The sequence below is a fragment of the Sulfuricaulis sp. genome, assembly GCF_041499725.1.
Lineage (GTDB): Bacteria > Pseudomonadota > Gammaproteobacteria > Acidiferrobacterales > Sulfurifustaceae > Sulfuricaulis.
This window is the reverse complement of record NZ_JBGQKW010000060.1, coordinates 1-16,867: the sequence shown is the minus strand read 5'-3', so window position 1 is coordinate 16,867 and position 16,867 is coordinate 1. Positions and strand designations below refer to the sequence as shown.

The 16,867-nt window shown below is 61.7% G+C and carries 19 protein-coding genes and 1 pseudogene; 10 read left to right on the top strand and 10 right to left on the bottom strand.

From position 1 onward, the window contains the following. The 3 genes from ACC569_RS10410 to hrcA all read right to left on the bottom strand — a co-directional run. Window positions 1-791 (bottom strand): Hsp70 family protein (locus tag ACC569_RS10410; protein WP_372523458.1); only part of this gene is annotated, 791 nt, incomplete at its 3' end. A gap of 76 nt (window positions 792-867) precedes the next feature. Beyond that, window positions 868-1,467 carry a nucleotide exchange factor GrpE gene (gene grpE / locus ACC569_RS10405; RefSeq protein WP_372523457.1) on the bottom strand — a complete coding sequence of 200 codons (600 nt, stop codon included), beginning with the start codon at window positions 1,465-1,467 and terminating at the stop codon, window positions 868-870. A 40-nt stretch (window positions 1,468-1,507) separates the two neighbouring features. Then, on the bottom strand, window positions 1,508-2,572 hold the full coding sequence (gene hrcA / locus ACC569_RS10400; RefSeq protein ID WP_372523456.1) for a heat-inducible transcriptional repressor HrcA: 1,065 nt from the start codon (window positions 2,570-2,572) through the stop codon (window positions 1,508-1,510). A gap of 271 nt (window positions 2,573-2,843) precedes the next feature. On the opposite strand from hrcA, the gene ACC569_RS10395 reads away from it, so the two are divergent. The 8 genes from ACC569_RS10395 (at window position 2,844) to ACC569_RS10360 (ending at window position 10,230) form a co-directional block, all read left to right on the top strand. Next, on the top strand, window positions 2,844-3,722 hold the full coding sequence (locus ACC569_RS10395) for an NAD(+) kinase (RefSeq protein ID WP_372523455.1): 879 nt from the start codon (window positions 2,844-2,846) through the stop codon (window positions 3,720-3,722). Next, window positions 3,722-5,395: a DNA repair protein RecN gene (gene recN, locus ACC569_RS10390; RefSeq protein WP_372523454.1), complete on the top strand. Its 1,674-nt coding sequence runs from the start codon at window positions 3,722-3,724 to the stop codon at window positions 5,393-5,395. Before ACC569_RS10395 ends, recN begins: the two co-directional genes overlap by 1 nt. Beyond that, complete coding sequence (locus ACC569_RS10385; protein ID WP_372523453.1) at window positions 5,382-5,879, top strand: N-acetyltransferase; 498 nt, start codon at window positions 5,382-5,384, stop codon at window positions 5,877-5,879. The genes recN and ACC569_RS10385 overlap by 14 nt, the downstream gene beginning before the upstream one ends. Before the next feature lie 74 nt (window positions 5,880-5,953). Next, window positions 5,954-6,676: a ZIP family metal transporter gene (locus ACC569_RS10380; protein WP_372523452.1), complete on the top strand. Its 723-nt coding sequence runs from the start codon at window positions 5,954-5,956 to the stop codon at window positions 6,674-6,676. Between the two features lie 126 nt (window positions 6,677-6,802). Continuing rightward, window positions 6,803-7,114 carry a hypothetical protein gene (locus ACC569_RS10375; protein WP_372523451.1) on the top strand — a complete coding sequence of 104 codons (312 nt, stop codon included), beginning with the start codon at window positions 6,803-6,805 and terminating at the stop codon, window positions 7,112-7,114. A gap of 93 nt (window positions 7,115-7,207) precedes the next feature. Then, the gene (locus ACC569_RS10370; RefSeq protein ID WP_372523450.1) at window positions 7,208-8,545 is read left to right on the top strand and encodes a hypothetical protein; all 1,338 of its coding nucleotides are present in this window, start codon (window positions 7,208-7,210) and stop codon (window positions 8,543-8,545) included. A gap of 18 nt (window positions 8,546-8,563) precedes the next feature. Further along, the gene (locus tag ACC569_RS10365) at window positions 8,564-9,466 is read left to right on the top strand and encodes a metal ABC transporter substrate-binding protein (protein WP_372523449.1); all 903 of its coding nucleotides are present in this window, start codon (window positions 8,564-8,566) and stop codon (window positions 9,464-9,466) included. Next, complete coding sequence (locus ACC569_RS10360; protein WP_372523448.1) at window positions 9,463-10,230, top strand: metal ABC transporter permease; 768 nt, start codon at window positions 9,463-9,465, stop codon at window positions 10,228-10,230. Before ACC569_RS10365 ends, ACC569_RS10360 begins: the two co-directional genes overlap by 4 nt. A gap of 223 nt (window positions 10,231-10,453) precedes the next feature. Here the strand turns inward: ACC569_RS10360 and fur are convergent, their stop codons facing one another. Then, a complete protein-coding gene (gene fur, locus ACC569_RS10355; protein ID WP_372523447.1) occupies window positions 10,454-10,912 on the bottom strand; it encodes a ferric iron uptake transcriptional regulator in 459 nt (152 codons plus the stop codon). Window positions 10,913-11,014: 102 nt separating this feature from the next. On the opposite strand from fur, the gene ACC569_RS10350 reads away from it, so the two are divergent. Beyond that, entirely contained in the window at window positions 11,015-11,419 is a 405-nt protein-coding gene (locus ACC569_RS10350) for an outer membrane protein assembly factor BamE (protein WP_372523446.1), read from the top strand. On the opposite strand, the gene ACC569_RS10345 is transcribed toward ACC569_RS10350, so the two are convergent. From ACC569_RS10345 to ACC569_RS10335, 3 genes are read right to left on the bottom strand one after another with little or no spacing between them, the layout of a single operon-like run. Further along, window positions 11,414-11,713 carry an RnfH family protein gene (locus ACC569_RS10345; RefSeq protein ID WP_372523445.1) on the bottom strand — a complete coding sequence of 100 codons (300 nt, stop codon included), beginning with the start codon at window positions 11,711-11,713 and terminating at the stop codon, window positions 11,414-11,416. The two genes, ACC569_RS10350 and ACC569_RS10345, sit on opposite strands and share 6 nt — an antisense overlap. Further along, complete coding sequence (locus tag ACC569_RS10340) at window positions 11,710-12,150, bottom strand: type II toxin-antitoxin system RatA family toxin (protein ID WP_372523444.1); 441 nt, start codon at window positions 12,148-12,150, stop codon at window positions 11,710-11,712. The genes ACC569_RS10345 and ACC569_RS10340 overlap by 4 nt, the downstream gene beginning before the upstream one ends. Then, window positions 12,147-13,565: a sodium-dependent transporter gene (locus ACC569_RS10335; RefSeq protein ID WP_372523443.1), complete on the bottom strand. Its 1,419-nt coding sequence runs from the start codon at window positions 13,563-13,565 to the stop codon at window positions 12,147-12,149. The genes ACC569_RS10340 and ACC569_RS10335 overlap by 4 nt, the downstream gene beginning before the upstream one ends. A gap of 205 nt (window positions 13,566-13,770) precedes the next feature. Here ACC569_RS10335 and smpB point away from each other — a divergent pair, with 205 nt between their 5' ends. Beyond that, complete coding sequence (gene smpB, locus ACC569_RS10330) at window positions 13,771-14,244, top strand: SsrA-binding protein SmpB (RefSeq protein ID WP_372523442.1); 474 nt, start codon at window positions 13,771-13,773, stop codon at window positions 14,242-14,244. A 41-nt stretch (window positions 14,245-14,285) separates the two neighbouring features. Here smpB and ACC569_RS10325 read toward each other — a convergent pair whose 3' ends face one another. The 3 genes and pseudogenes from ACC569_RS10325 to ACC569_RS10315 all read right to left on the bottom strand — a co-directional run. Further along, the gene (locus ACC569_RS10325) at window positions 14,286-15,389 is read right to left on the bottom strand and encodes an ABC transporter permease (RefSeq protein ID WP_372523440.1); all 1,104 of its coding nucleotides are present in this window, start codon (window positions 15,387-15,389) and stop codon (window positions 14,286-14,288) included. Beyond that, window positions 15,386-16,501, bottom strand: a complete 1,116-nt coding sequence (locus ACC569_RS10320) for an ABC transporter permease (protein WP_372523439.1) — start codon at window positions 16,499-16,501, stop codon at window positions 15,386-15,388. The genes ACC569_RS10325 and ACC569_RS10320 overlap by 4 nt, the downstream gene beginning before the upstream one ends. Next, window positions 16,498-16,867, bottom strand: a pseudogene (locus tag ACC569_RS10315) (ABC transporter ATP-binding protein); the annotation flags it as partial. The gene ACC569_RS10320 and the pseudogene ACC569_RS10315, both read right to left, overlap by 4 nt.

The window sequence follows — 16,867 nt, the reverse complement described above, 5'->3', positions numbered from 1 at the left end:
TCCTTCAGGCGTTGCAGCGCCAGCGGGTCCCTGTGCAGGTCCACGCCCGCGTCCTTTTTGAATTCGTCCGCGAGGTAATCGATGATGCGCTTGTCGAAGTCCTCGCCACCGAGGAAGGTGTCGCCGTTGGTGGACAACACCTCGAACTGGTGCTCCTTGTCGACTTCGGCGATCTCGATGATGGAGATGTCGAACGTGCCGCCGCCCAGATCGTAGACCGCGAGCTTGGAATCGCCCGGCTTCTTGTCCATGCCGTAGGCGAGCGCCGCCGCGGTCGGCTCATTGATAATACGTTTGACTTCGAGGCCGGCGATGCGTCCGGCGTCCTTGGTCGCCTGGCGCTGGGAGTCGTTGAAGTAGGCCGGAACCGTAATGACCGCTTCCGTCACTTCCTCGCCCAGATAATCCTCGGCGGTCTTTTTCATCTTCTGCAGCACGCGCGCGGAAATTTCCTGCGACGCCATGGCCTTGTCTTTGATCTGCACCCAGGCGTCGCCGTTCTTCGCCTTCACGATCTTGTACGGGACCATCTTGATGTCGCGCTGCACCACCTCGTCTTCGTACTTGCGTCCGATCAGGCGCTTGATGGCGTAGAGCGTATTCGCGGGGTTGGTGATCGCCTGGCGCTTGGCCACCTGGCCCACCAGCACCTCGGCGTCGTCCGTGTAGGCCACGACCGACGGCGTGGTGCGATCGCCTTCGCTGTTTTCGATCACGCGCACCTTGTCGCCTTCCATGATCGCGACACAGGAGTTGGTCGTGCCCAGGTCTATACCGATGATTTTCGCCATGTGTTATTGCCTCAAAGTTCCAGTATTCGGAGTATTAATGATGTTCGAAATGGGGTTGATTCGGGGCTTTTCAAGCCTAGCCGGCCGGTTTGGCCGCGGCCTGGGCAGCCCGGGCCACCACCACCATGGCCGGGCGCAGCAACCGGTCGTTCAGGAGATAGCCCTTCTGCACCACGCTGACCACATGTCCCGGCGGCACCTCCACGGACTCCACCATGCTGATGGCCTGATGTCGCTCGGGATCGAACTTCTGCCCCTTCGGATCCAGCCGCGTCACGCCGAATTTCTGGAAAACACTGTCCATGAGTTTCAGGGTCAGGTCCAGTCCTTCATGCATCTTTTGCACCGCGGGGCTGGTGTCCTTCGGCAGTTCCACCATCCGGGCCAGGTCCAGGCTGTCACGGACGGAAATGATTTCGGCGGCGAAACGATCCACGCCATACTTGTGCGCGGCCGTGACGTCCGCCTCGGCGCGGCGACGGGTGTTTTCCGCTTCGGCCTTGGCGCGCAGAAACCGGTCCAGGTTTTCTCCAGCCTCGGTGCGCGCCTGTTCCAGCTCGGCGCGCAGTTGATCAATCTCCGGGACCGGCTCGAGATCATGCGGGGCGCCCGACTCGGCCGGCGCGGCGGGAGATCCCGCGGCAGGATCGGTCGGAGCTTCCTTATACTGACTCATTACATTACCTCCACGCTGAATACACTCATGGTGAATGGGGCTAACGGTTCGTGGATTCAAGCCGATTGGCGCGCTCGCCGCTACTCAGCGCGCCGCTCAGGAGCCGCGCGGTAATGTCGACCATGGCAATCACCTGCTCGTAGGCCATGCGGGTGGGACCGATCACCGCGAGGGTCCCCACGATACGGCCATCCGCGCTGTAGGGTGCCGTGACCACGCTGCAGTCGGCGAGCACGTCGTAACCCGATTCCGAGCCGATAAAAATCTTCACGCCGCCGGCGCGCATGCTCTGGTCCAGCAGATGCAGCAGATCGCTCTTGGCGGTGAAGGCGTCGAACAGTTTGCGCAGTTTGCGCGCGTCGCCGAGCTCCGGGAAATCCATGAGCTTGGATTCGCCGCTGACCACCAGTTCCTCGGGTTCTTCCTCGGTGCTCAGGGCGGCGCGCGCCATTTGCACCGCGACCTGCATAATGCGCTGCATATCGTCGCTCGCCTGTTGAATTTCGTTCAGCAGCGCGCGTTTCACGTCGTTCATCGACACGCCGGAGTAGGTTTCGTTGAAGTAGTTGGCCGCCTGCACCAGTTCGGCCGGCGAATACTCGCGCTCCGCCTGGATGATGCGGTTGTGCACCTGGCCGTCCTGGGTCACGAGGATCACCAGGATGCGCTGGCCCGTGAGGCTCATAAAATCGATGTGGCGGAAGGCCAGTTGCTCTTCGCGCCGCGGCGCCGTCACGACGCCGGCGAGATTGCAGATCTCGGACAGGATATGCGAGGCGCTTTCGATCAGATGATGGGGATCGTGATTGGCGAAAAGTTCATGCTCGAGTTTATACAGCTCGCCGGCATTCAGGGGCTTTACCTTGAGCAGGGTATCCACGAACACGCGATAGCCCCGCTCCGTGGGGACGCGTCCGGCCGAGGTATGCGGCGAGCGCACCAGCCCCAAATCCTCGAGGTCAGCCATCACGTTGCGCACCGTGGCTGGCGACAGCTCCAATCCCGCCTGGCGCGCCAGCGTGCGCGAACCCACGGGCTGGCCCTCGGCGATATATCGCTCGATCAGGGTTTTCAGCAGTATTTCCGCGCGGGCGTCCAGGGACATGTCAATTGCTCTATATATGGTAGCGACTTTAGCACTCCCCCCGGTAGAGTGCCAAGCCCGGTGCGCGCCTAAGCTCGCGCTTCGTGCCTCAGTCAGGGTCACGGCGGTCCCGACGACGGCGGACACGCAGGCATGGGGAAACCGTCCGGACTCCGCTCGAACCGCGGGCGACATGGGCTTTTTTCAAAGGAAGAAACGGATATCCGCCACACATGATTGGCCGCCATGGCTGTGCGTGCTAGCTTAAGGCTTCGTCTCCGGAAAAACGCGCATGGACAAAAAAATCAAAACCGTCGGCCTGTTCGGCAAATACCAGGACCAGACCGTGGCCGAACATATCCTCCGGCTGGAGGAGTTTCTGCTCGGCCGGAAGCTCAAGATACTGTTCGACCAGGCCACGGCGGAACATATCGCCGGGGCCAAGTCCCCGGCACGGCCGCGCGATGCGATCGGCGGAGAGATCGAACTGGCCGTCGTCGTCGGCGGCGATGGCACCTTGCTCAACGTGGCGCGCGACCTCGCGCGCTATCGCGTCCCCATCATCGGCGTCAACCTCGGCCGGCTCGGTTTTCTCGCCGACATCCAGGCCGAACATATGACCATGGAGATCGGCAAGATTTTGGACGGCGACTTTCAGACCGAGAGTCGCCTGCTGCTGCATGCCGAGATCATGCGCAAGGGCCGGATCGTGCATACCGCCATCGCGTTCAACGACGTGATTGTCAGCAAGGGCGAGCTGGCGCGCATGATCGAATTCGAGACTTACCTCGACGGCGAGTTCGTCCACAGCATCCGCGGCGACGGTATCATTGTCGCCAGTCCGACGGGTTCCACCGCCTACGCGCTCTCCGCGGGCGGGCCGATCCTGCATCCCGCGCTCGAAGCCATCGCCGTGGTGCCGATCTGCCCGCACACGCTCTCCAACCGTCCGATCGTGTTTTCCAGCGACAGCATCGTGGAGATACTGGTTGCCCGAATTACCGAGCAGCACGCACACGCCACCTTCGACGGCCAGTCCACCTTCACGCTCGAGGACAACGACCGCGTGTACGTGCGGCGTTCGGAAATCGAGGTCGAACTCCTGCATCCCTCGGGTCGCAGTCATTTCGAGGTGATGCGCATCAAGCTGCATTGGAGCCGGAAGATCTGATGCTGACGATCCTGCACATCCGCGATTTCGCCATCGTCCGCGAGCTGGAACTGAGCTTCGAACCGGGCTTCACGGTGCTCACCGGCGAAACCGGCGCGGGCAAGTCCATTCTCATCGACGCCCTGGCGCTGGTGCTCGGCGACCGCGCCGACAGCGACGTGATCCGCCACGGTTGCGCACGCGCCGAAATTTCCGCCGGCTTCGCGCTGAAGCCGTCGCACGACGCCGCCAAATGGCTCAAGGAACACGACCTCTTCGAGGATCGGGAATGCCTGCTGCGGCGCGTGATCGAAACCGACAAACCTTCGCGCGGTTTCATCAACGGCCGGCCGATGCCCATCCAGATGCTGCGCGAGCTCGGCGAATACCTCGTCGACGTGCACGGCCAGCACGAACATCAGTCGCTGCTGCGGCGCGACGCGCAACGGCAGATCCTCGACGATTTCGCCGGGCTGGAAGATTCCGTTGTCACCCTCGCCGGTCATCATCGCGAAATGCAATCGTTGCACGAGCGCCTCGAATCGCTGAAGCAGCAGACCGCGGACCGCGAGGCACGCACCGAGTTGCTGCGCTTCCAGGTGCGCGAACTGGATGCGCTGGGGCTGGCCGCCGACGAGATTCCCGCGCTCGAGGAGGAGCATGCACGGCTGGCCAACGGCGCCGAACTCATCGAAGGCGTACAGGCCGTGACCCAGGCGGTGCAGGAAGACGAGGAGCTGGCGGTATCGCGGCAACTGGCGCGCGCGCTCAACCGGCTGGAAACGCTCGCGCAATACGATCCCCAACTGGGCGAGATCGTCGCGCTGCTCAACGAAGCCGCCATCCAGATCGACGAGGCCGGCGGACGTCTCAACCATTATCTCGACAGCCTGGAACTCGATCCGGCGCGCCTGCAAACCGTCGAGCGCCGCCTGTCCACCGTTCACGATCTCGCGCGCAAGCACAAACTGAAGCCGGAGGAGTTGCCCGCGGTGCACGCGCGACTGCGCGCGGAACTGGACGACATCGAGAATTACGACGTCAATCTCGGCAAGCTCGAGGAAAATCTGGCGACGGCGCGCGCGGCCTATTTCAAGACGGCCAAGGACGTCTCGCGCCGCCGCGAAGTGGCGGCGAAAAAACTCACGCGCGCGGTGAGCGACGAAATGCAGGAGCTCGGCATGCCGGGGGGGAAATTCGAACTGGTCCTGACTCCATTGCCGGAAGGCGAAGCCAGCGCCCAGGGCCTGGAGCGCGTCGAGTTCCAGGTCAGCGCCAACCCGGGCCAGCCGGCGCGGCCGCTGGCCAAGGTCGCCTCGGGCGGCGAACTATCGCGCATCAGTCTCGCATTGCAGGTGGTTCTCGCCGGCACCGGGCGCATCCCGACAATGATCTTCGACGAAGTAGACGTCGGCATCGGCGGCCGGGTGGCGGAAGTGGTGGGACGGAAACTGCGCGCGCTCGGCCAGGCGCGCCAGGTGTTGTGCATCACGCACCTGGCCCAGGTCGCGGCCCAGGGGGCGCAGCACGTGCAAGTGCGCAAGCGCGCCGAAGGCAAGACCACGCTGGCGGAGGCGGCGCCGCTCGACGAGCATGAGCGCACCCTGGAAATCGCGCGTATGATTGGCGGCGTGGAAATCAGTAAACAGACCCTCGCCCATGCCAAGGACATGCTCACCCGTGCCTCAGCCTGACCTGACTCGCGCCGTCGCGAGCGTCACGCCGATCATCCGGCCGGCGGCGATCCACGATGTGCCCGAAATTCACCACCTTCTCGAAATCTACGCGGCGCAAGGCAATTTGCTGCCAAGAACCATGAACGAGCTCTACCGTCACCTGCGCGATTTCTTTGTGATCGAGATCAACGGACATGTCGCGGCCTGCGCGGCGCTCGAGATATTTACCGAGAGCCTGGGCGAAGTCAGAAGCCTCGTGGTGGCTGATGAATTCAAAGGGAAAGGTTTAGGACGTCTGTTGGTCGAGCGCGTTGCTGAAGAAGCACGCACCATCGAGCTCAAGCGCCTGATGGCACTCACCTACGTGGCCCCGTTTTTCCACAAACTCGGCTTCAAGACCGTGGCCAAGGATACGCTGCCGGAGAAAGTCTGGGGCATCTGCGTCAAGTGTTACAAGTTCAACAACTGCGATGAAACCGCGGTGCTGCTGGAACTGAGATAACTGCCTCCCGTTCATAACCTCTTCGGCATAGCGTGGCTCACTGAGACGCCCGCCACCAATACGATCATCCAGTGATGACAATAATTCTTGTCGGTATCGCTGCTTTTTTGTCCACGCTGCTGGGTGGATGGTTTGCGTTGCGCATCGCGGACAAACTTCATCTGATATTGGGCTTCAGCGCCGGTGCGGTCATTGCCGTGGCATTTTTCGATCTTCTGCCCGAAGCCATCGAACTGGCAGGAAAGGAGCACGACATTTCGGTTATCACGTCCGTGGCGGCTCTCGGATTCATGTTGTACATGATTCTCGATCGGACTGTCGTGCTTCATACGGGGGGTGACGAAGGCATGGGGCTCCGCCGGCGACGCGGAAGATTAGGGGCGGGCAGTTTGTCCATTCACAGCTTCCTCGATGGCGTAGCGATCGGTCTCGCTTTCCAGGTTTCCACGTCGGTGGGCGCCATCGTCACCGTCGCGGTGCTCGTGCATGATTTCTCCGACGGCATCAATACGGTAAATCTCGTTCTTAAGAATTCGGGCAAACCGGATGAGGCACTACGCTGGCTGCTGCTCGATGCCGCCGCGCCGGTAGCGGGACTGTCATCGACGGTCTTCTTCGTTCTGCCGGAAGTCGCCCTTGGACTGATCTTGGCGCTTTTCTGCGGTTTCTTTCTCTACATTGGCGCGAGCGACCTGTTGCCGGAAAGCTACCACGCCCATCCAACAAAGTTATCTACCATCATGACTCTTCTTGGCGCCGCGTTGATCTATGCGGCGATTCGATTGACGGGTCACTGACGGAATCCCATTATCGCCCTGACAAAACGGCGGCATTACTTGAATCGCACTGCGATTACCCACCAGGGTCTTGCATATCAGCACGACATGCATTAGGGTTTTGCGCTCACTACAATAAACAAAGGAATGTTGCACCCGCAACGCACCGCCGTGAGATCCAGATCAAAACTCGCTGGCTATCTCCTTTCGCTGCTGCTGTTGGTGGTCGAAGCAGGCGCGCTGGCGCACGAGCTGGACCATCAGCTTCAGAAGCCGGATGCACCGTGCGCCCAGTGCGTCTTCGTCAATCACCTGGGCAAAACGCCGGTTACCGTTCCCCACATTTTCATCGTATTCACACCTGAAACATATCTTTCGCTTCCCGCTGTTCCCGCGCCGCGCCGGCACGAAATCACCGCCTACGCGGTGCGCGCTCCTCCCGTCGACTCCGAAATCTAGCCGTTAAAACAACCGCGTCCGGACCCCGTGCCCATGACGCACGTCTTGCTCCGGCAAGGCGTCAATTCATTTCGTTGATTTCGGAGAATGATTATGACTTGCAGAAACTTGATCACCGCCGCGGTGTTGGCCGTCGTCACGCCAACCGCCGTCTTCGCGGCATCGCCTGACAGCACATCGGCACAACCGGATTCGGCCGCCAAACAGCCGAACGAGCAACAAAGACTGCGTTCGCTCGAGGAACGCGTCAAGCAACTGGAGTCCGCGCCCCCGGCGGCGACCGCCCCCGCCGCGTCCGCGGGCAGCTTTAATCCAGCTATCTCGCTGATTCTTTCCGGCCTTTACACGAATCTTTCGCAGGACCCGGCGAACTACCGCATCACCGGTTTTCCGGTGCCGTCCAGCGTGGAGATCGGCCCGGGCCAACGCGGATTCAGCCTCGCCGAAAGCGAACTCGGCATCTATGCCAACATCGATCCGTATTTCTACGGGGGGCTGAATTACTCCATGCACCCCGACGATACCGCATCGGTGGAAGAGGCGTTCATCCAGACGATCGCGCTATCCGACGGCGTTACCGTCAAAGCCGGACGGTTCTTCTCGGGCATCGGTTATCTCAACGCGCAGCACGCGCACGTCTGGGATTTCACGGACGCGCCGCTCGCCTACCAGGCTTTCCTCGGTACTCAATTCGGCGACGACGCGGTGCAGGTTAAATGGCTCGCGCCGACCGACACCTTCCTCGAGCTCGGTGCGGAACTCGGCCGTGGCCGCCCGTATCCCGGCAGCGATCGCGACAAGAACGGTTCCGGCGCCGGCACGGTATTCGCGCACGTCGGCGGCGATGTGGGTGCGAGTCACAGCTGGCGTGCGGGTCTTTCGGTATTGGAAACCTCGCCGCAGAACCAGGAGTTCTCCGACATCAATATTGCCGGCAATGCTGTAACCAACAGCTTCAACGGCGACACCCGCCTGTGGATCGCCGACTTCGTGTGGAAGTACGCGCCGAACGGCAATCCGGTCTATACCAACTTCAAGCTGCAAGCGGAGTACCTGCGCCGGCACAATAATGGCGATCTTACCTACGATTCGGACGGAGCGCTCGGCGCCACAAACACGTCGTCGTACGATTCCAAACAATCCGGCTGGTATCTGCAGAGCGTTTACCAGTTCATGCCGTACTGGCGCGCAGGTCTGCGCACCGAGCAACTCGATCACGGTACGGTCGATTACTCGTCCAACAACGCCAATCTGCCGCAATCCAACTTCAATCCGTCCAAGAACAGCGTGATGGTGGACTACAGCCCGAGCGAATTCAGCCGCATCCGCTTGCAATTCGCCCAGGACAAGTCACGCCAGGACGTCACCGACAATCAATGGTTCGTGCAGTACCAGATGAGCCTCGGCGCCCACGGCGCCCATCAATTCTGATTTCAAGGAGCATTCAACATGAAAAACCTTCTTAGTGCGTTGCTCACCGTCGCAACGCTTGCCTTCGCCCAGCACGCCTCAGCGCTCGATGTCTTCGCCTGCGAACCCGAATGGGGCGCGCTGGTGCAAGAGATCGGTGGCGATCGCGTGTCAATCTATGTGGCCACCAACGCGTTGCAGGACCCCCACCAGATTCAAGCCAAACCGAGCCTGCTGGCGCGGGCGCGGCGCGCGAATCTGGTCGTATGCACCGGTTCCGAGCTTGAAATCGGGTGGCTGCCGGTGGTGTTGCGTCAATCGGGTAATAGCGCCGTCCAACCGGACAAGCCCGGATACTTCGAAGCCGCCAACTACGTTCAGAAGCTGGAAGTCCCGACAATCCTCGACCGCGCCGCGGGCGACATTCATCCGGGAGGCAATCCGCACATACAGACCGATCCGCGCAATATCGGCCGCGTGGCGACCGCGCTGGCCCAGCGCATGGGCGAGGTCGATCCGGCGAACGCCTCTTACTACCAAACGCGCTATCAGGACTTCGCGAAGCGCTGGGACAGTGCGATCCAACGGTGGCAGAATGAGGCGGCACCACTCAAGGGCATCGTCGTGGTCGCACACCACAAAAGCTGGGTCTATCTCTATCGTTGGCTCGGGATGCGGGAGATCGCCGAGCTCGAGCCCAAGCCCGGTGTCGAACCGACGGCGGCGCACCTCGAAGAAGTATTGGCGCAGCTCAAACGCGAACCGGCGCGCATGGTCATCCGCTCGGCCTACGAGGATGCGCGCGCTTCGGAATGGCTCGCCGAGCGCGCCAAGATTCCGGCGGTCATGCTGCCGTTCACGGTGGGGGGTTCGGACAAGGACAAAGATCTTTTCGGCTTATATGACGACACCGTACAACGACTATTGCAGGCGGTGAAATGAGTTTCGACGCGCTCGACCTCAGCATTCTCGGGCCCGCGTTTTGCGCGGGCCTGCTGGTGCTCGCAACGCACGTGCCGATGGGCCAGCAGGTGCTGGCCCGTGGCATCGTGTTCATCGACCTCGCGATCGCGCAAATCGCGGGGCTCGGCGTCATCGCCGCCGACGCGCTGGGTTGGGAGCCGCAGGGCTACGCGGTGCAGATCGCGGCCGTCGGCGCGGCGCTGGTGGGCGCGCTGATCCTGACGCTCACCGAGAAGCGCTGGCCCGAGGTGCAGGAAGCCTTGATCGGCGTGCTGTTCGTGCTCGCCGCCTGCGCCGGCATTCTACTGCTGGCGAACAACCCGCACGGCGGCGAACATCTCAAGGATCTGCTCGTCGGTCAGATTTTATGGGTGAGCTACCGCCAGTTACTGCCCGTCGCGTTGCTCACTGTCGTCATCCTCGTCCTCTGGTTCGGCACGGGGACACGGTTGGGCCGCTTCGGCTTCTACGGGATGTTCGCATTTGCGGTGACGGCGGCGGTGCAACTGGTCGGCGTGTATCTCGTGTTCGCCAGTCTGATCATCCCGGCGCTGGCGAGCCGTTTTCATGTCGCGCGCCGGCGACTTGTCATCGGCTACTCCGTCGGCGTGCTGGGCTATGCCGTCGGGCTTGCGTTGTCGGCGGTGCTCGATCTGCCCTCGGGCGCGGTGGTGGTTTGGGCCCTGGCGGCCTGCGGGATCGTGTTCGTCTGGGTCATGGGTGGCAAGGTGAAACGGAGCTGAGAAAAACGACGGCGGGCCACGAACCCTCTCCCCTCTCCCCTCTCCCGCTTCCGCGGGAGAGACCGCACGGCCGCGAACGGCTGCCGCGAATTGCACCCTTGAACCGAGCGGTCTCTTCCCTCTTCCGGCCCTGTGGGCCACCTTCTCCCGCAAGCGGGAGAAGGAGAGTTCGTGCGGCCTTCGGCCGCAGGTTCATGGGTAGGGGGAGTCGGAGGGGGTCCCTTTATTTCTTGGAGCACTTGCCGTGCTGCTTCATGCCTTCGCACACGCCGTAGAGATACAGCGAGTGATCGTCGATATGAAAACCGGCCTTCTCGGCGATCTTGTGCTGGCGCTCTTCAATCGCGGTATCGTAAAACTCGAAGACCTTGCCGCACTCGAGACACACCATGTGATCGTGATGGCTGCCCTGGTTGATCTCGAAAACGGAGCGCCCGCCCTCGAAGTTATGCCGGATCACCAGGCCCGCGGCCTCGAACTGGGTGAGCACGCGGTAGACCGTCGCCAGCCCGACTTCTTCACCCATGTTCAGGAGTTCCTTGTAAACCTCCTCCGCGGTCATGTGCGGATGCTCGGTGGCCTCGAGTATTTTGAGAATCTTGAGGCGTGGCAATGTCGCCTTAAGCCCGGCCTTCTTGAGCTCGGCACCACCGACATTGGGATTTCGCGTGGAGGTCATCATAGACGTCTTCCCTTCAGGGACTGCGCGGAGAGTATACCCGGAAAAGCTTTCTGGGTTATCATCGCACCAGTGTAAATCACCCCACGGATGAGTTCCAAAACCATGCGTCATATGCTTTTTGCGGCGATTCTCGCCCTACTGCTCTCCGGATGTCTTACGGTCTACAAGGTTGAGGTCCAGCAGGGCAATGTCGTCACCCAGGAAATGATCGACAAACTGAAGCCCGGCATGACCCCCAGCCAGGTGCGCTTCGTGATGGGGACACCGCTCGTGACCGACCCCTTTCACCAGGACCGTTGGGATTATTACTATTATCTGCGGCGCACCAATGAGACTTCCGGTGAAAGCCAGCGCGTGACCGTGGTATTCAAGAACGACACGCTGGTTGCGGTGCAGGGCGATACACACATCAAGTCCGGCGATCCGACGACCAAGGAATCCGCCGCCAAACCAGCGCCCAGCGACGCACCGGCGAAATCCGACGCCACCCACCTGCGCACGTTATAATTTTTTTCCGCGGCGTACGGCTCGTACTCGCCGCGCTTCCTTCGGGTCTGCCACCAACGGCCGGTAAATCTCCACGCGATCGCCGTTGTGCACCGCATCCTGCAGGCGCGCGGTCTCGCCGAATATGCCCACACGTTGATGTGTCAGGTCGATCTCCGGAAATCGCGCGAGCATGCCCGACGCGCGGATGACCTGCTCCACCGTCGCGCCGGGACGCACAGACACTTCGATCACTTCCTGGCGGGCAGGCGTGGCGTAGGCGACTTCCACGCGCCAGGTTTGTACCGCGCTCATGCCGGCTTGCCGTACAGCTCCGTCGCGCGCCGGTGGAAGCGATCCACCAGCTGGTTCGCGATATTCGAGAATACCGGCGTCAGCGCCAGGCCCACGATCCGGTTCGCGACATCGAATTCCAGATCGAGGGAAATCTTGCTGGATTGCTCGTCCAGCGCCTTGAACTGCCAGAAGCCCTGCAAGTAGCTGAACGGTCCTTCGAGCAGCTGTATCTCCATCATCTTGTCGCGTTGCAGCAAATTGCGCGTGGAGAAGGTCCGGTGCACGCCGCTGTAGGCGATGTCGATGGCCGCGATCACTTCATCGCCCTCGGTCGAGACGATACGCGCGCCGCCGCACCACGGCAGAAATTTCGGGTAGGAAGGAATGTCCGCCACCAGCTCGAACATCTGGTGCGCGCTGTACGGAACGAGCGCCGAGCGGTGAATCGTGGTCATGCAAACAGATCGGGAAGATTGAACAGCACGATCAGCAACAGCGCCGGAATCACCAGACGCATCAGCCACAACCACGCGGGATAAAGCCAGGACGGCCGCAGGTGCAGCGCTTCGCGCGTCATCTCCGGCTTGAGCACCCAACCGGCGAACAATGCGATCAGAATGCCCGAGACAGGCAGCAACACCTGCGCGGTTACGATCTGCATGACATCGAAAAATCCCATTTTCTTGACGATCCCGAGAAACTTGAACGAAAACGCCCAGTTGTTGAACGAGAGAATCGTCACCACCCCGAGTGCCCAAGCTCCAACACCGCACAAGAGCGCGGAATTTCGCAGGCTCATGCCGAAGCGCTCGCTCAGCCACACCATGACCGGCTCCGCGAGCGAGATCGCCGAGATCCACGCGGCAAGCACCAAGAGCACGAGAAACAGCGTGACGAACACGCGGCCAAAGGGGAGATGGTCGAACGCCAGCGGCAGCGACTGGAACACGAGACGCGGTCCGGAGGACAGCTCCACGCCGGCGGCGGACAACACCGAAAACACCACGAGGCTGACGGCCAGGGCGGTGAATGTGTCCATGCCGACAACATAGAGCGACAGCCGCGGAATCCTGGCCTCGACATTGAGATAGGCACCGTACATCAGCATCGCGCCGGCGCCCAGTCCGAGGCTGAAAAAAGCCTGGCTCATGGCCGCGAGCACGCCCGCGCCCGACAGCCGGGTAAAGTCCGGCAGGAACAGCATGCTGGCGGCATGGGCCAAGGCATCCGTGTTCGCTGCGTAAACCGTCAGAACCAGCAGCAAAATCAGCAGCAGCGGCATGACGTAACGCGCGAACGCCTCGAGACCGTGACGCACGCCGCGGCTGACCGTGACCATGGTCATGGTCATGAAAAGGGTGTGCCAGAAAAGCTGCTTCTCGGGATCCTTCACGAGTTGCGCGAACTGGGCGCTCATCCCATCCGCCGTCAGGCCGACAAAAACGCCGGACGCCGCGCGCAAGGTGTAGGCGATGACCCAGCCGGCGATGACGCTGAGATAGGAAAGAATCAGGAACACGCTGAGCACGCCCATCGCGCCCACCACGCTCCACAGGCGAGTGCCGTGCACGCGCCGCGCCAGGAACCGGAAGGTCGCGACCGGCGACGCGCGCCCGCTGCGTCCCAGCATGTACTCCGCCATGAGCAACGGCAGGCCGATGATCAGCAGGCACAGCAGATAAACGATCAGGAATGCCCCGCCGCCGTACTGCGCGGCCAGCTGGGGGAACTGCCAGAAATTGTTGAAGCCAATCGCCGCGCCGCCGGCCGCCAGCACGAACATGCCCGGCGAGGACCAGCGTTCGTGCACGGTTTTCCTGCCACTGCGCAAGGGATCGCGACGCGCCGGATGTTTGTGGGTCGGAATCATCGTCTCTTCCCCGACGGAACAGGGCTGGGTTTCTCTCGCACGGGGCGAGAATGTGGCATACTCAACGCAGGGCGTCCACCGACAAACCGATTCACACGTATCCTCCCGATGCCGATTCCTTAATATATATTAAGTATATTAAGCATAGGCCACGGCGAACGATCGATTCCACGCCATGTCTGCTCCGATGTCAGCTTGATCGCCCATGAGCAAGAAAAAAGAAACCTCGCACGGTCCCGTCATCGCCCAGAACCGCAAGGCCTGGCACGACTATTTCATCGAGCAGAAGTTCGAGGCCGGGCTCGTGCTCCAGGGCTGGGAGGTCAAGTGCCTGCGCGCCGGACGCGCGCAGCTCAAGGAAGGCTATGTCGTGATCGAGCACAATGAGGCGTTTCTCGTAGGCACGCACTTTTCGCCGCTGACCTCGACCTCGACGCATATCCAGGCGAATCCCACGCGCACCCGTAAGCTGCTGCTGCACCGCGAGGAACTGAACAAACTGATCGGCGCCACCGAGCGCAAGGGCTACACGCTCATCCCGCTACAGCTCTACTGGCAGCATGGCCGCGCCAAGCTGGAAATCGGCCTCGCCAAGGGTAAACAGGCGCACGACAAGCGCGCCGACCTCAAGAAACGCGAGTCCGACCGCGAAATGCAGCGTGTCCTTAAAAACCGTTGACGGGTGGCGACCCCTTCGCCAATGTGCGGAACAACGTCTCGTTATTGCAGCGTCGTATGAAACCGCTTGAAACTGACGAGAACCGAAACCACCGCCATGACGACCAGTACCGCCACGTGCAGCGCCACGAAACCGGGCTCGCCGCCTTTCAGCAGTATGTTGCGCAGTAGCGCGAGGAAATGCGACAACGGATCGGCATAGGAAACCCATTTCATGATCAGCGGCATGTTCTCGAGCGGAAACATGAGCCCCGAGAGCAGGATCGCCGGAAACAGGAACAGGAATCCCCCGAGCATGGACTGCTGCTGGTTACGCGCGAACGTGGAGATCAACGTCCCGATGGCGACCGCGGTGCAAACGAACGCGAACGAAGCGATCAGCAGGACCAGCAGCGAACCGCGCATCGGCACGCCGAATCCGAATACCGCCACTGCCAGGATCAACGGCACGGTGGCCATGCCGAGCACCACGTAAGGTATCGTCTTGCCGTAAATCACTTCCGACGCCGAGACCGGCGCCGAAATCAGCATCTCGAACGTGCCCAATTCCTTTTCTCGCGTAATCGACATGCTGGTCAGGATGAGCGAGGTCATGCACAGCAGGATGCACATGACGCCCGGCACCATGAAGTACGAGGTTTGGAGCGTGGGGTTATACAGCACCCGCACGTCGAACTGGACCGGCAGATCGGGCGGCTTGATCTTGAGATCGTCCTGGATGACGCGGTTCACAATGTTCTTCACGTAGCCTTCTATGGATTGCGCCTGGATCACGTTCGTGGCGTTGACCAGCAGTTGCAGATCGGCGTCGCTGCGCCCGAGCGAGCGCGTGAGCCCGCCCGGGGGCGGTATCAGCGCGGCGTCGATCTTGCCGGCGCGCAGCAGCTCGAAAGGGTCGGCGTTGCGGTCGCCGGCGCCCGGCAGGAACCACTTGCTCTCCACGGCGCACTCATAGACGTGCTGCAATACCGTGTCACGCGAGTCCGGCTGCGCCCACAGCCGGATGTTCTTGACGTCGTTCGAGAGCGCGATCCCGAACAACGTGAGCTGGATGATCGGGGCGACGAACAGCAGCATCCGCATGCGCGGGTCGCGCAGCGCCTGCTTGAATTCCTTGCGCAGAAAACCGCCAAGCGTGGGGCTCATGGTTCGAGGTCCTTCTTGAACTTGCGGGTCGCGAGCACGACCATGATCGCGCACAGGACGCCGAGCGCCGCGAATGCCGTGCCCATCTCGAGCAGCGTCGCGCCCTTGAGATAGGACTCGCGCGTGATGACGATGAACCAGCGCGCCGGCAGGATCATGGTGAAATACCGGAAAAAGGCCGGCATGCTCTCGATCGGGAAGATAAAGCCGGAAAGCAGTTGCGCCGGGATCAGTCCGGTGATGATCGCGAGTTGCATGGCAATCAGCTGATTGCGCGTGATTACCGAGATCAGCAATCCCTGCGCGAGACACGCGGCGAGAAACAGCACGCAACCGGCACCGAACGTGATCAGGCTCCCCTGGAACGGCACGCCGAAAACGGTGCGCGACATGATGTAAATGAACGCGACCGCCGCCATGCCGAGCACCGCGTAGGGCGCGAGCTTGCCCACGATGATCTCGAGCGGCTCGACCGGCGTGGACAGCAGCAGCTCCATGGAACCGTCCTCCCATTCGCGCGCCACCGTGAGCGCCGTGAGTAGCACGGAAAGAATCGCCATCACGGCCACCGCGAGGCCCGGAACCGCGAACCAGCGGCTGTTGAGCTCGGGATTGAAGAGGAAGCGCGTTTTGATCTTGACCGGCTCGGGCGGATCGAATTCGCCGATGCGGCGCGAAGCGATGGTCTGAATCGCTCCGACGTAGCCGAGGATCGGGCCCACGGTCGAGTTGTCGGACCCGTCGAGCAGCACCTGCGCGCGCGCCGTGCGGCCGGCATAGAGGTCTTTCTGGAAATCCCCCGGAACGATGAGCGCCGCGCGATCGTGGTCGCCCGTCAACGCGCGTTGCGCGGCGTCTGGCGACGCGACGTGATCGACGATGAAATAACCGGAACTGCCGAAGGCATCGGCGAGCTGGCGCGACGAACGGGTCTGGTCGGCGTCGAACATCGCGACATGGATATCCTTCACGTTGAACTCGATCGCGAATCCAAACACAAACACCATGAATACCGGCAGCCCGAGCGACATCATGAGCGTGAACGGGTCGCGCAACACGTGATACACCTCCTTGCGCGCGACCGCGGCGGCCCGGCTCCAGCGGAAACTCATGGGTTGGCGCCCTCCACGATCCGGATGAAGACGTCCTCGAGCGTCGGGACGATCGCGCGGACATGAAAGTCCCGATCGAGCCGGGATTGCAGCTGCGCCGCCGCCGGCGTGTTGCGGAACGCGGCATGGAAGCGCAATCCATACGCCTCGAAGTATTCGAACCCGGGGTCGCGGCGCAGTTCCTGAAGACGCGCATAATCGGCCTTACCGCGCGGGTCGAGCTCATACAGCTGCCCCGGAAACACCGCTTTTTTGAGCTGCGCCGGCGTATCGAGCGCCACGATCCGCCCGGTGCGCATCAGCGCGATGCGGTCGCACTGCTCCGCCTCGTCCATGTAGTGCGTGGTCACGAATATCGTCTTGTCC

Bases quoted from the DNA above. Each gene is read 5' to 3' on its own strand.
- grpE (WP_372523457.1), bottom strand. From the start codon at position 1,467: ATGAGTCAGTATAAGGAAGCTCCGACCGATCCTGCCGCGGGATCTCCC.
- hrcA (WP_372523456.1), bottom strand. From the start codon at position 2,572: ATGTCCCTGGACGCCCGCGCGGAAATACTGCTGAAAACCCTGATCGAG.
- ACC569_RS10395 (WP_372523455.1), top strand. From the start codon at position 2,844: ATGGACAAAAAAATCAAAACCGTCGGCCTGTTCGGCAAATACCAGGAC.
- recN (WP_372523454.1), top strand. From the start codon at position 3,722: ATGCTGACGATCCTGCACATCCGCGATTTCGCCATCGTCCGCGAGCTG.
- ACC569_RS10380 (WP_372523452.1), top strand. From the start codon at position 5,954: ATGACAATAATTCTTGTCGGTATCGCTGCTTTTTTGTCCACGCTGCTG.
- ACC569_RS10375 (WP_372523451.1), top strand. From the start codon at position 6,803: ATGTTGCACCCGCAACGCACCGCCGTGAGATCCAGATCAAAACTCGCT.
- ACC569_RS10370 (WP_372523450.1), top strand. From the start codon at position 7,208: ATGACTTGCAGAAACTTGATCACCGCCGCGGTGTTGGCCGTCGTCACG.
- ACC569_RS10365 (WP_372523449.1), top strand. From the start codon at position 8,564: ATGAAAAACCTTCTTAGTGCGTTGCTCACCGTCGCAACGCTTGCCTTC.
- ACC569_RS10360 (WP_372523448.1), top strand. From the start codon at position 9,463: ATGAGTTTCGACGCGCTCGACCTCAGCATTCTCGGGCCCGCGTTTTGC.
- fur (WP_372523447.1), bottom strand. From the start codon at position 10,912: ATGATGACCTCCACGCGAAATCCCAATGTCGGTGGTGCCGAGCTCAAG.
- ACC569_RS10350 (WP_372523446.1), top strand. From the start codon at position 11,015: ATGCGTCATATGCTTTTTGCGGCGATTCTCGCCCTACTGCTCTCCGGA.
- ACC569_RS10345 (WP_372523445.1), bottom strand. From the start codon at position 11,713: ATGAGCGCGGTACAAACCTGGCGCGTGGAAGTCGCCTACGCCACGCCT.
- ACC569_RS10340 (WP_372523444.1), bottom strand. From the start codon at position 12,150: ATGACCACGATTCACCGCTCGGCGCTCGTTCCGTACAGCGCGCACCAG.
- ACC569_RS10335 (WP_372523443.1), bottom strand. From the start codon at position 13,565: ATGATTCCGACCCACAAACATCCGGCGCGTCGCGATCCCTTGCGCAGT.
- smpB (WP_372523442.1), top strand. From the start codon at position 13,771: ATGAGCAAGAAAAAAGAAACCTCGCACGGTCCCGTCATCGCCCAGAAC.
- ACC569_RS10325 (WP_372523440.1), bottom strand. From the start codon at position 15,389: ATGAGCCCCACGCTTGGCGGTTTTCTGCGCAAGGAATTCAAGCAGGCG.
- ACC569_RS10320 (WP_372523439.1), bottom strand. From the start codon at position 16,501: ATGAGTTTCCGCTGGAGCCGGGCCGCCGCGGTCGCGCGCAAGGAGGTG.